A 14005-nucleotide genomic window follows, 5' to 3' on the forward strand; every position below is an offset into this window, starting at 1 on the left:
CAAAAAAAAAGGGGAAATAAATTCCCCTTTCATTGTTCATCATTGTGTAATTTTGACAATCGCGTCGCTAAACTCACTTTCAAATGTGCTTTTAGCCCTTGATAGGTTAAATATTCGTCACAATGTCTTTAACCAGTTTTGGACCGTGATAAATGAAACCAGAATAGATTTGAACAAGCTGAGCGCCCGCTTCCATCTTCTCTCGTGCAGAAATTGCTGAATCAATACCACCCACACCGATAATCGGCAATTTGCCATCTAGCTCTTCAGCCAAACGACGAATCACTTCAGTGCTTTTGTTTTGTAACGGACGACCACTCAACCCACCCATTTCATCGCAATGTGGTAAGTCTTTTACCAAAGTACGATCCAGCGTGGTGTTAGTACCGATAACGCCATCGATTTCATTTTTGATCAGCGACTGTGCGATTTGCACAATCTCGTGATCTTCAAGATCTGGCGCGATCTTAAGTGTTAGTGGAACATACTTACCGTGCTTTTCTGCAAGCTCTTTTTGTTTCTGCTTAAGTTGAGCCAGAAGATCATCAAGTGCTTCACCGTACTGAAGCGTACGTAAGCCCGGAGTATTTGGAGAAGAAATGTTAACCGCAATATAACCTGCGTGCTCGTACACTTTATCCATACAGATAAGGTAATCTTCAGCACCCTTTTCTATTGGCGTATCTTTGTTTTTACCAATGTTGATACCAATAACACCATCGTAGTTCGATTTTTTAACGTTCTCGATGAGGTTATCAACGCCAAGGTTATTAAAACCAAAACGGTTGATGATACCTTCAGCTGGAATCACGCGGAATAAGCGTGGTTTGTCGTTGCCAGATTGTGGACGCGGTGTCACCGTACCCACTTCAACAAAACCAAAACCCATTGCACCAAATGCATCAATACATTCGCCGTTTTTATCTAGGCCAGCGGCCAGACCAACAGGATTTTTAAAGGTAATGCCCATCACTTCAACAGGACGATCAGGAACATGTTGTCGATAGAATAGATCTAGAGGAGTGCCGGTAAAGCGAGAGAAGTTCTGAATGGCAAGATCATGTGCTTTTTCAGCGTCTAGCTTGAAAATAACAGATCGTGCGAGGCGGTATAACATAGTACCTCCGAATAAAAGCCCCGTATAAACGGGATGACATTATTCACACATTCTTAGTTAACATCAATCAGAATTTTAAGAAAATCATACCTAAAACAGTAAGTTATAATTAACCTGATTATTTACAATGAGTTAGTAAAAATTAAATTTCACTTTATAAGCAAACGTTTACGCTGTTAGTCTAATTTTGCCCCCTTTCAGTCCAAACAAGCTCTGTGTTTATCGCTTAGTTCTCTCTTTTCTCTATTAAAAATAATAAGATTTGCCACCAAGCCTATTCATATAAGGCATAAATGGATGAGTAAGCTTTAAAAACATACGTTTTAAAGGTAAGTTAAACACATAACAAAGTAAAACCATGCTTCTTTGAATCTGCTTTGGCCAACAATCATTTCAATAAGGCCGCTTATGACATTAAAAAAACTTCGTTTTGAACATGGTGATGATGAACTTCTGGACTTTTATCGTCGTCAGCACATTCTTAAATTTGTTACTGCGGTAACCGTCTTCACTTTTATACCACTCGGTATTAAAAATTTACTGATAGGTGAAACCTTATTAGGCCTTTCTCTTCTCGCTTTCGAACTGAGCTTCATCATAGAAATGATTGGCTTGCTATATGCTGAGCGAAAAATTATCGGTAATGGTATTCCACTTTCATTACTCGTTATTTCTATTAGTTTAAGTATTTATGAACTCGGTATGCTCGTAAGTTATTGGGTGTACCCTATTGTTGTAACACTGGTTTTCATCATTCCTCGACGTCAGGCACTTATCACGAATGCATGCTTAATTGTTGGTTGTAGCATCGCATCTTTTCATCATGTTGATTGGCAGTTTGCTGCTAGGTTTCTGTCTTCACTCATTGCCTGTGCCAGCATAGCCCATGTAGCCATTGAAGCAATCCATCGCCTTCAAGTTGAACTGCGTTATTTATCAACCCGTGATGCATTAACTGGTGCTTTGAATCGCCATCAACTTGATGCTTTTATGAACCGCTCCATTTCTCAAAAAAAGCGCGGGTACTCTGCTAGTGTCGCCTTAATAGACATCGATCATTTCAAACAAGTAAATGATCTATATGGTCATGATGTCGGTGATGAGGTGATCAAACAAATCGTTGAAATCATCAATAAACACACGCGGGATTTAGATCTTTTATTTCGACTTGGTGGCGATGAATTCTTACTCTTATTTGATAACACAAATATAAACGAAGCCTATAAGGTACTAAATGAGCTCAGTGAGCAGATCCGTACACACCACTATCCTTACCATGCAAAAGTAACAATGAGCGCGGGTTTAAGCCCAGCTTTCACTAACGATGATGCGGTTAGTTGGATCAAACGTGCAGATATCGCTTTGTATCAATCAAAAGAAAATGGACGAGATCAAATTACAATTAACGCAGCAAGTGACAGTGTAACCAACCTTGATTTTAACTTAGATCAACAGGTTATGTAGTAAAACTCATATCGGAGGATCTAAAAAGGATCGTTTAAGTTTGCTTTCAATATGGTTCCTTATTAACAAATAACATCCAACAAAAAAGCCAACGCAATTGCGTTGGCTTTTGATTAATATAACCGTATTAGTTAGATGCTAGAACGGCAGTTCAAGTTAAGTAACATCAACTCTCGTAATGCAACAGAGAACTTCGCAAACTCATGAACATTACCAACCTTAAACTCAGCTAATACACTTTCCCAGCGTAAGATAGCTTTATCGTGCTCTTGCATCCACGCTTCGATACCCTGCTCTGGCGTTGAACCATCAACCATAGCGGTAATAACGGCCGATGTTAATTGACGCTGCTGCCAATCTAGATCTTCACGGAATGACGCACGAGCAAGAGCCTGCCAATGGTTATCAACCGATTGATTATTTACTTGCTGTAGGAACCAGTGCAAAGAAAGTTCAGCCCCTAATACAAAGTAGATACGCGATATATGGTCAATTTCTTGTTTAAGCTCTTTAGCAATCTGTGCGATATCCATTGCAGAGTACAAACTACTTAAACGAGCAATATTATCTGCAAGCGCTTGTGGAACGCCTTTGTCGACCATGATAGCAGCTTGATCTTTGTGTTCCTGAACCTCATCCGTTACAAGGTAACGCTCTAAATTCTCATTCAACGTGTTCACAACAGGTTGATAAACACAAATTTGCTGCTCTATACCTAACTTACGATCACGATTACGTAAAATCCAGCGTGTCGCACGGCGCAACATACGACGACAACGATAAAGCATGTCGTACTGTGTTTCTGCCGATACGGCATTGTCTAGCGCTCGAATTTGATCAAAGAACTTATCAAAGTTGAAGACACTACGCCCTACTGCATACGCAGAAGAAACTTCAGCAACTGTTGCTCCCGTTTCCTCTTGTAAGCGAGTCACAAAGTTACAACCCATCTCGTTCGACATTTGGTTCGCAAGCGAGGTTGCAATCAGTTCTTTACGCAGTGGATGGTTGTCCATTTGCGCGCGGTATTTCTCTTTTAACTGTGCAGGGAAATACGCTGGTAACAACCGTGCATGGTACGGATCATTGGAGATTTCATCCGTTACAAGCTGCTCTTTTAGTACCATTTTTCCGTAAGCAACTAAAACAGCTAGCTCAGGACGTGTTAGGCCGATGCCTGATTTCTCACGCTCTGCCAGTGTTTCGTCATCCGGTAAATCTTCAAGTGCACGATCCAACTTACCTTCACGTTCTAAGTGATGAATAAAGCGAATTTGCTCTTTTAGCAGCTGCACTTGCTGCTGCTGTGTGACGGAAATTGATTCGCTTTGACAGTAAGCATCATCAAGTACGATTTCACCAACTTCATCTTCCATGCTTTCTAGCAGAAGGTTACGTTGCTTATACGTTAGATCCCCACCAGCCACTAGACTATTAAGTAGGATCTTAATATTCACTTCGTTATCAGAACAATCAACACCACCTACGTTGTCAATGAAATCGGTATTCACCAATCCGCCGCGTTTAGCAAATTCAACACGGCCAAGCTGAGTCATACCCAAGTTACCGCCTTCACCCACTACTTTCGCACGTAGCTCGTTACCATTGATGCGCAAAGCATCATTAGCGCGATCACCTACATCCGTGTGTGTTTGAGATTCAGCTTTAACGTAGGTACCTATACCACCATTCCATAGTAAATCGACTTCCATTTGTAGAATCAAACGGATCAATTCGTTTGGTGGCATCGTTTGTTTGCGTGTTCCCAGTAGCTTTTGGATCTGCGGCGTCAGTTTGATCGACTTACTGCGGCGAGAGAAGATACCACCGCCTTCAGAGATCAAACTTTGATCATAATCTTCCCAGCTTGAGCGTGGCAGGTTAAATAAACGTTCACGTTCTGGCCATGTTTTTTCTGAATTTGGATTCGGATCAATGAAGATATGCATGTGGTTAAATGCAGCGACTAAACGAATATGTTTCGATAGCAGCATACCATTACCAAATACATCACCCGCCATGTCACCCACACCAGCACAGGTGAAGTCTGTTGTTTGGCAATCTATACCTAACTCGCGGAAATGGCGTTTAACTGATTCCCATGCACCTTTCGCAGTGATACCCATTTTCTTATGGTCGTAACCATTTGAGCCACCCGATGCAAAAGCATCCCCCAACCAGAAGTTATAATCTTCAGAGACAGAGTTCGCTAAATCAGAGAATGTCGCTGTACCTTTATCTGCCGCAACAACCAAATACGGGTCATCTTCATCATGTCGAACCACATTGGTTGGTGGAATTAGCTCACCATCAATAATGTTATCTGTTACATCAAGCAAGGCACGGATAAAGCGTTTATAACAGCGCTGACCTTCCGTCCAAATCTCTTCACGCGTTGTCATTTGTGGCTGACGCTTACAAATAAAGCCGCCTTTTGCGCCAACAGGCACAATAACGGTGTTTTTCACTTGCTGCGCTTTAACCAGGCCTAGGATCTCGGTACGGAAATCTTCTTGGCGATCCGACCAACGTAAACCACCACGCGCAACTTTACCACCACGAAGGTGAACACCTTCAATGTCAGGTGCGTAAACGAAGATCTCAAAGAATGGCACTGGCTGTGGGATATCAGGAATGTCTGACGGACGTAGTTTCAGCGATAGCCAAGGTTTGTTTTTACCATTGTCATCAAGTTGGTAATAGTTGGTACGCTGTGTCGCTAAGATCATTTCCATATAGCGACGAATAATACGGTCATCATCTAGGCTTTCGACACGATCCAGTTTGTCATTCAGTTTGGCGATCAAATTTTGCTCGGCTTTCTCTGAATGTTTCTTGGTTGGATCAAATCGCAGCTTAAAGAGTGCAACAAGATCACGCGCAAGATCGTTATGGCTTGAGAGCGTTTCTTCAATGTAATGTTGACTGAATGGGAAGCCAACTTGGCGCATATAGCGTGCATAACTACGTAAAATAGTAATTTCACGGCCTGTTAGCCCTGCACATAAAACCAAGCGGTTAAAGCCATCGCTTTCTAATGTACCATGCCAAATAGCCGAAAATGCTTCTTGGAAACGATCACGTGCTTCTCGAAGATCAATGCCTGTACATGCATTATGCAGCATCGCAAAATCAAGGATCCAAAATACCGTGCCTTTGCTGGTGGTGATCTGATATGGCGATTCACCGATCACTCGTAAACCCAGGTTTTCAAGCATTGGCATCACATCAGACAGATGGATTGGTTCGTCGCGGTGGAAGAGTTTTAGCTTCACGAAATGTGAATCTGCCGCTTCTTCTTGTGGACGGTAGAACAACATACCCAGCTTATTGTCTTCACTTAGGCTTTCAAGTTGCTCAATATCTGCAACGGCAGAACCCGGTAGCATTTCTTCTTTATATGAACGTGGGAATGCGCGGGCGTAGTTTTTAGCCAGTGATGTACCACGGCTTTCACCAAAGTTAGCCACCAGCGCATCACCGATACGATCTTCCCAAGACGCCGCAGCTTCTACCAAATTATGCTCAATCGCTTTAACATCAATATTGAAGTTATTATTGTCTACCCTCACGATGTAATGCGTCCTTGCTAATGGGCTTTCTGAAAAGAAAGTCGTGAATTCAACATTTTGCGCTGAGCCAAAGTAATCTTTTAAGATAGATTGAGTTTTGCTGCGCAACTCCGTGTTGTAACGCTCTTTAGTGACATACACCATACAAGAGAAGAAACGGCCAAATGGATCACGACGGACAAACAAACGAAGTAAGTCACGATCTTGCATTTGAACAACACCGCAACCCACGTCTAGCATTTCTTTTTCAGTTGCTTGGAACAACTCATCGCGTGGATAGGTTTCCAGTAAGTTGTTCAGCGCTTTCCAAGAATGCGAACCCGCCGAATATCCTGACGCTTCTAAAATGCGAGACATCTTATTGCGGATCAGCGGAATATTCATTGCCGTTTGGTGGTAGGCCGTTGACGCATAAAGACCCACAAAGCGATGTTCGCCAATCACACTGCCGTCTTCAGCGAAGCGTTTGATACCAATGTAATCAATATATGCAGGGCGATGAATCTTTGACTGACCATTACTTTTAGTCAGAATCATAATTTCAGGCTTACGTGCTTCAAAACGTGCTGATTCAGGTAAATCGGAAAGCAACAAACAGCGAGCTTTATTTGGCTTACTCAGTAAACCTAAACCTTTATCTTCCGTTGGGCAAAGCTGATAATCACCTTCAACCGCCTTCAGATCATAATTGTGATAGCCCATAAAAGTGAAATTATGGCGCGTTACCCAGTCAAGTAATTCAAGGGCTTCTTCACGACGTGTATCATCGACAGGTAAAGGTGCCGTTTTTAATTCGATAGCAATCGCCTGCATTTTATCTTGCATCGCTTGCCAGTCTGTAACGACTAAGTCTACGTCCACAAGCACTTGCTCAAGCTCTTGCTTTAACACTTCCATTTCTTTTTTATCTGTTAGTCGATCGACTTCAATATGGAATAGTGTTTGTAGATCCCCTTCTTTGCCGCATGCTTCAGTAAGTACACCTTCTGCATCACGTTTAAAGAAGTAAGGGCCATTTAGCATTAGGTGGCTTGTGATGCCCAAACGATTAAGCGTCATACGGACTGAATCAACCAAGAACGGTGAATCAGGTACAACTATCTCAACCACAGTATGGGTAGACTGCCAGCCATAACGGCTTAATGTCGGGTTATAAACGCGAACCGATGTTTGCTCCGGATCGGTCTTAAGAAGGTGATGCCATAAGCTCAGCACAGCACCATAGAGATCAGATTCGTTACGCTGCAAAAGATCGTCATCTGCTAGCTGTCCTAATAACCGCTGAGCAAAAACTTCGACTAATGACTGCTGGGGAGTTTCAATTTTTTCTTGGATTAAGCCATACACTTTTTCAAGCAATACCGGCACGATTGGGTCAGGTGCGGTCATCGTGATGCTCCATCGTTTTTATGTTTTTATAAATTTAGTATAAACGCATAATGCGTGGAGCTATTGTAGAGTGTTTTGTTGCTATTTAGTTACGTTAATTACTCTGAAAATCAAACAAAAAATCGAATATGTGACTAAGGTTAAGATTTAGTATCGATAGATAATTTCTCTTAGCCAAAGTATGTGCAAATTTAAACACCCAGCTGGTTAATTGGTCTAACCAATTCTTTCTCATATTAATTTATCTAATAGCAAACCATGATTTTTCTCAGTATAACCTTCAGTCAATTCGTTATCGTTTTGCTATTTTGTACTGTAGGCACTCATGTATCTTGTTCGTAATGTTAACACTAAGTTACTTCTATTTATAACGTGGCGCAATTAGCTAATTTGCTCTATTCCATCAATTTTGTTCTGCTGATTAACATTAACTCTAAATCGACCTTTTACGCCGAGTTGGCTTAAAAATGGACGGAATCGAGAGGCAGGTAACTGTAAGCGCAAGCCATTATCAGTAATAACAACCACACTACTTGCCGCACCAGAATAATGGTGTAGATATGATTGATAGCTGATATTGACTGAAAATGTGTACGATTTCATTGCTCGTGATTTAACCTCTTTATTTAATTAATTAATTAATTAGAAGATAAATGCCAACCTCTTACAGTTGGCATTTGTAAATTACAAAACTCGCTATAACAACCTTGAAAATTTATGCGTTAAAGCGCTAATGCTTTTTGTACTTTTTCGTATAAGTCTTTGGCTAGGTTCTCTAGATTCGCTAACTTTTCTAACTCTGTACGCATTAATGCTTGGCGTGCATCATCGTACTGGCGATACTTCAAGAAAGGTTCAATCAAGCGTGAAGCGACTTGAGGATTTGAAGTGTTAAGCGCCATTAAAATTTCGCTTAAGAACAAGTAACCAGAACCATCTTTTGCATGGAAGCGGACTGGGTTGTTACCACAGAAGTTCGCTACCAAGTTACGAGTACGGTTCGGGTTTTTCAGGTCAAATGCTGGGTGGTTCATGGTTTCACGAACGTTTGCTAGTGCATTATCCGCTGGGTTAGCACCTTGCAGTGCAAACCATTTGTCCATCACGAGGCCATCGTGTGTCCATTTGTCACTGAAATCTTGCATCTGCTGTGCACGACAAGCAAGTTCAGCATTGTTAGCCGCCGCCATTGCAGCCATGGTATCTGTCATGTTATCTGATGCTTGATACTGCTCAGCAACTAAATCGTTCCCCTTTTCAGTACAAGCCAGGTAAGACAAGCAACGATTGCGCAGTGCGCGTTTAGCCATCGCATCATGTTCGATGGTATAGCTTGCTTGCGCTAAAGAATGATAGATAGCGGTTAGCTCATCTTCCATTTCTATTGCAAGAGTCTTTTGGATCTCGCCAACAACTTGGTTGATTGCATCGACGTCAACGCACTTATACCAACCAGCAATTTCATTCTCACTTGGTAACGTCAGCATTTCTGCGATAAATGCCGGATCCAGATTTTCATCCAGTAATGCACCGCGGAAAGCATCAACAACACTTTCAGGGAATTCAACCGCTTTACCATTTTGAACATTAGTGACATTGTCACGGATGTACTTAGCCAATAGCATTTGGCCAGCATCCCAACGTGCAAATTCATTACGCGCGTGCACCATCAAGAAAACTAGCTCTTCATCGCTGTAGTCATATTCAAGTACAACAGGTGCTGAGAATTCACGTAGTAATGAGATAACAGGTTGCTCATTTACATTATCAAACGTAAATACTTGCTCTTCTTCTGTTACATCCAGTACATGATGAACCGCATTACCGTTACGCTGTAACTCAATAACATTGCCGTTGCTATCATATAGTTCGATATCAAGCGGAATATGAAGTGCTAACTTTTCTTCTTGACCAGCAGTTGCTGCCGTACGCTGCTTAATCGTTACACTGTAACTGTTTTGCTCTGCATCATACTCAGTTGTTACATTCACTACAGGCGTACCTGCTTGGCTGTACCAACGGCGGAATAACGTAAGATCGACACCCGACGCATCTTCCATTGCTAATGCAAAATCATCACACGTTGCAGCAGTACCATCATGACGTTCAAAGTAAAGCTTAATACCCGCTTGGAATTTTTCTTCACCCAGTAAGGTGTGCATCATACGGATAACTTCACTGCCCTTTTCGTAAACCGTCAAGGTGTAGAAGTTATTCATCTCGATCACTTGTTCAGGGCGAATTGGATGCGACATTGGACCACGATCTTCAGCAAACTGTGGACCTCGAACAATACGTACATTGTTGATACGGTTGACTGCACGCGAACCTAAATCGGATGAGAACTCTTGATCGCGGAAAACCGTTAAGCCTTCTTTCAAGCTCAGCTGGAACCAATCACGGCACGTTACTCGGTTACCCGTCCAGTTATGGAAGTATTCATGGCCGATGACAGCTTCAATACCCTGGTAATCAACATCTGTCGCTGTTTGTGGGTTAGCTAAGACAAATTTTGAGTTAAAGACATTAAGGCCTTTGTTTTCCATTGCACCCATGTTGAAGAAATCAACCGCGACAATCATGTAAATGTCTAAGTCATACTCAAGACCAAAACGCTCTTCATCCCACTTCATAGAATTGATTAGCGATGTCATCGCGTAATCAGCACGATCTAGGTTGCCTTTATCGACAAAAATTTCCAGCTCAACATCACGGCCACTTGCTGTGGTGTATTTATCACGAAGTACATCGAAATCACCCGCAACAAGCGCAAATAAGTAGCTTGGTTTTGGAAATGGGTCTTCCCACTGCACCCAATGACGGCCATTGTCTAAGTCACCTTGAGCGATACGGTTACCGTTACTCAGCAAATACGGGAAGTTTGCCTTATCGGCTGTCACTGTGGTCGTGAAACGCGCCAGTACATCAGGGCGATCCATGTAATAAGTAATACGACGGAAACCTTCAGCTTCACATTGTGTACAGAACCCACCACCTGATTTGTATAATCCTTCAAGTAGTGTATTTGCTTCAGGGTTTACTTCTGTTTCGATGGTGAGTTCAAACGATGCAGGTAAGCCTGTTAGCGTTAGTCCTGCAGAGGTCTCTTCATATTGAGTCCAGGCTTCGCCATTCACTTCAACGCGAATAAGCGTCAGTGCATCACCATCCAATTTCAGCGCGGCATCCTGCTCAGCTAAACGTTTTACTTGGCTAACAGCAACAATGCGAGCTGCTGTATCATGTAAGTCAAAGTCTAGGGCGATATCGGTAATGGTGTATTCAGGCGCTTGATAGTCTGCACGGTATTTTGCTTGGGGTTGATCCGCCATTATGTCTTCCTTTTATTACGCAAAAGCTCATCGGGGCTGTATGGCCCCAATAAGATAACGAGAAGTTGTTTTATGTTGCTAGAGTCGTTTTAACACAGGTATTTATATCGCTCTCACCCATAAAAACAAGAATTGTTTACAACTATACGTAAGGAAATCGAATATTTCTGTGTATCACCTGCCAATAGTCGAACATTTAATCAGCTGAACAGCCTGTTCCTTGTTGTTTGAGAGATTTAAGCGTATCGTACGCCCCCTAATTTTGTCGCATTTAGCCAAGAATGCGGGCAGAATCATATAAATTATCTAATGGCGTACAAACACAGCTTTTAATATGAATCAGACTGGAACACATAGAGTTATCGACTCACTGCTGGATACAGATGCATATAAACTGCACATGCACCAAGCAATTTTCCATCAATACCCTGAAACAGAGGTGGTTGCTGAATTCCATTGTCGCAGCAAAGAAGACCTACGCCCTTATTTTGAGGCTATTCAAGCGCAATTAGCTCAGTTTGATTCGCTGTCTTTCACTAAAGACGAGCTGACCTATCTTTCTACGCTTGGCTTCTTTCAACAAGACTACCTGACGTTCTTAGAAACGTTTTCGCTTAATAGCCAACAGGTAGAACTTGATGTTTCTGGTGATCAACTTGCGATTAAAATCACAGGGAAATGGCTTGATGTCATTTTTTGGGAAGTACCACTGCTCGCAATCATTTGTGAAGTACGTTGTGCTGCTCGCTACCCTGAAGTAACGCCAGAAGCCGCCATTATTCAGCTTAAATCTAAAATTGACCACTTTTATCAACATGCCGAAGGAACTGACTTGTCAGATTTCGCATTAGTTGATTTTGGTACGCGACGCCGCTTCTCTAAAGCCGTACAGCACCATGTAGTGGATTATCTTGCTGACCACTTCCCTTACTTCAAAGGGACGTCAAATTACCACCTTGCGCGCACTCGTGGGTTAACACCTATGGGTACACAAGCACATGAGTGGTTTCAAGCCCACCAGCAGCTCACAGGTGAACTGGCTGACTCACAGCAGCTCGCACTTAATCGCTGGTTACAAGAGTACCCAGACAGCTTAGGCATCGCGCTTACAGACTGCATCAACATGGATGCTTTCCTGCGTGATTTCGACCTACGTCTGTCTAATCGCTTTGTAGGATTGCGTCACGACAGTGGTGACCCTGTCACTTGGGGTGAGAAAGCCATTGCCCACTATGAAGCTTTAGGCATCGATCCAATGACCAAGTCACTCGTCTTTTCTGACAGTTTGACGCTGGATAAAGCTTTAGCAATTTATAAGCATTTCTATGGTCGCACTAATGTGAGTTTTGGTATTGGTACACAGCTAAGTTGTGACCTGCCTAATGTCGATACATTAAATATCGTCCTAAAGCTAACACAATGCGAAGGGCGTCCTGTTGCCAAAATTTCTGATGAACCAGGCAAAAGCATGTGTCGTGACGAGGGATACTTATCTCAACTCCGACAAGCTTTTGATGTTGCTCAGTAACTGGCATTCATTCGCACTACGCTTTGATTAAAACTAAAAAAGCCGAGTTCTTTAATAAGATCTCGGCTTTTTATTATCTGAAAATCGACTTAATAAGGGACTGGCTATAGCGCAAACAGTCCCCTTACTATCGCGTATTAGAAGTCAAACTGTAGGTAAACAGTGTTGTAATTACTACCACCTTTGATACGACCAAATTGCGACGCTTGTTCGAAAATAGCAGAACGGTGATGCATGCTATAACCAAGCCAAACATTATCAAGTTCTTTCTTATTGATAAGATCACCGATGTTAATATCAAGAGACAAATCAACGTAATTCAGTAACTTGCTTGGTTCGTACCCCTTACGTTCCATCTCTGAATTTTCGATGTAAGTAATGTCGTTGACAAAAGACAAACCTTCAGCAACACCTAAGCGCCACTTCACAGGCCAATTGACAGTGTAATAAGCTTTAATTGCCACCACTAATTCGGTAGTGAAATCTTGAACCTCAGACCCCCAGTGCGTAACCAAACCAGGTGTTAAATAAATATCGAGTGGAATTCCAAACAGCTCATCCGTTAGTGGATGACCGTAAAAAACAGAACTTAGCTGATTGTTATATTCATCTTTAACTGTCTCACCCGCGAGGATCTCACCCATATTTGAAGGGGTCGCCCAGCCATGCGCCACACGTAAATACGGTTTCGTTGAGATTGATGAACGCTTTGGTTTAGACGAATCATTGAAGAAACCAAAACCAGCATAAAACTCTGTATGCCAATTATCATCAATAGTCTCTGAATGACGAACGTTACGATCATAGTATGTGGCATAAGCACCACCTAACAGATACAAATTAGAAGCGACGTGATAACGTAACTTACCACCCACTTTAATATCCGAACCGCCACCGATATGTGTCTGATTAAAAGCGTAATAGTGTGTATTGTAGTCTGAGGTTTTATTGATCAGAGTTGCTGATGGATGGAAATACCAATCACCCACTTCATACTTCGCCCCCACTTCTACATTTGCCTGAAAGTGCGCACTAGGATCTGTTACAACTTCAGCAAAGCTATAAACACTCTTATCCCACTGATATCTTAGCTGTATCCCTCCCATCCCAGTATCACCACCAATCGAGTTTTGATAAGCGGCAGGAATATCGATGAAATGCATGCGCAGCACAGCGTTGGCCGAAAATTCTTCTTTCTGATAAAGCTGGTAACCCGTCTCAGTGCCATTGATATAGAATTTATCCCCGCGATAAAACATCATTGGGACAAAGGACATAACCGATGAGTCATCAACGTCTGCACTAGCACCTTGTGAATAAGGAATACTTGCTTTGCGGACAACAGCTGCGAGTCCCCATCTTTTTTCTTCTTCACGGTGTTCACGTAATTCCTCAACACTGGCGGTATCGGATAATTGTTCGTTTGTATCGGCAAGAGATGCCGTAGGTAACACCATAGATAAGGACAGTGTTAAGCCAAGCCAATGTTTCAAGTAGGGATCCTCAAGTAAACAATTGTATTAATGTTAGCCTCGTGCCTTGTGTCATTAATACCGTGTATATATTAAGCAAAAAACAATTTTAACAGATATAACTGGGATGA

Annotated in this window: 7 protein-coding genes; 2 read left to right on the top strand and 5 right to left on the bottom strand. The window is 42.2% G+C overall.

Annotated elements, in window-relative coordinates; translation table 11 throughout:
* Positions 1-106: 106 nt before the first annotated feature.
* Positions 107-1117: a quinone-dependent dihydroorotate dehydrogenase gene (gene pyrD / locus ASV53_RS17585; protein ID WP_094958043.1), complete on the bottom strand. Its 1011-nt coding sequence runs from the start codon at positions 1115-1117 to the stop codon at positions 107-109.
* A 408-nt stretch (positions 1118-1525) separates the two neighbouring features.
* Here pyrD and ASV53_RS17590 point away from each other — a divergent pair, with 408 nt between their 5' ends.
* Entirely contained in the window at positions 1526-2581 is a 1056-nt protein-coding gene (locus ASV53_RS17590; protein WP_094958044.1) for a GGDEF domain-containing protein, read from the top strand.
* A gap of 131 nt (positions 2582-2712) precedes the next feature.
* Here ASV53_RS17590 and ASV53_RS17595 read toward each other — a convergent pair whose 3' ends face one another.
* The 3 genes from ASV53_RS17595 to pepN form a co-directional block, all read right to left on the bottom strand.
* Positions 2713-7542 (bottom strand): NAD-glutamate dehydrogenase, encoded by a 4830-nt coding sequence (locus ASV53_RS17595; RefSeq protein ID WP_094958045.1) that lies wholly within the window; start codon positions 7540-7542, stop codon positions 2713-2715.
* Positions 7543-7923: 381 nt separating this feature from the next.
* Positions 7924-8145 carry a DUF2835 domain-containing protein gene (locus ASV53_RS17600; RefSeq protein WP_062689037.1) on the bottom strand — a complete coding sequence of 74 codons (222 nt, stop codon included), beginning with the start codon at positions 8143-8145 and terminating at the stop codon, positions 7924-7926.
* Between the two features lie 119 nt (positions 8146-8264).
* Positions 8265-10874 carry an aminopeptidase N gene (gene pepN / locus ASV53_RS17605; protein ID WP_094958046.1) on the bottom strand — a complete coding sequence of 870 codons (2610 nt, stop codon included), beginning with the start codon at positions 10872-10874 and terminating at the stop codon, positions 8265-8267.
* 334 nt (positions 10875-11208) lie between these two features.
* Here pepN and pncB point away from each other — a divergent pair, with 334 nt between their 5' ends.
* Positions 11209-12402, top strand: coding sequence for a nicotinate phosphoribosyltransferase (gene pncB, locus ASV53_RS17610; protein ID WP_094958047.1), 1194 nt, complete (start codon positions 11209-11211; stop codon positions 12400-12402).
* A gap of 137 nt (positions 12403-12539) precedes the next feature.
* On the opposite strand, the gene ASV53_RS17615 is transcribed toward pncB, so the two are convergent.
* Positions 12540-13895 carry a MipA/OmpV family protein gene (locus ASV53_RS17615; protein WP_239928839.1) on the bottom strand — a complete coding sequence of 452 codons (1356 nt, stop codon included), beginning with the start codon at positions 13893-13895 and terminating at the stop codon, positions 12540-12542.
* Positions 13896-14005 lie beyond the last annotated feature (110 nt).

Origin of the sequence: Photobacterium sanguinicancri (assembly GCF_002265265.1) — a bacterium.
Lineage (GTDB): Bacteria > Pseudomonadota > Gammaproteobacteria > Enterobacterales > Vibrionaceae > Photobacterium > Photobacterium sanguinicancri.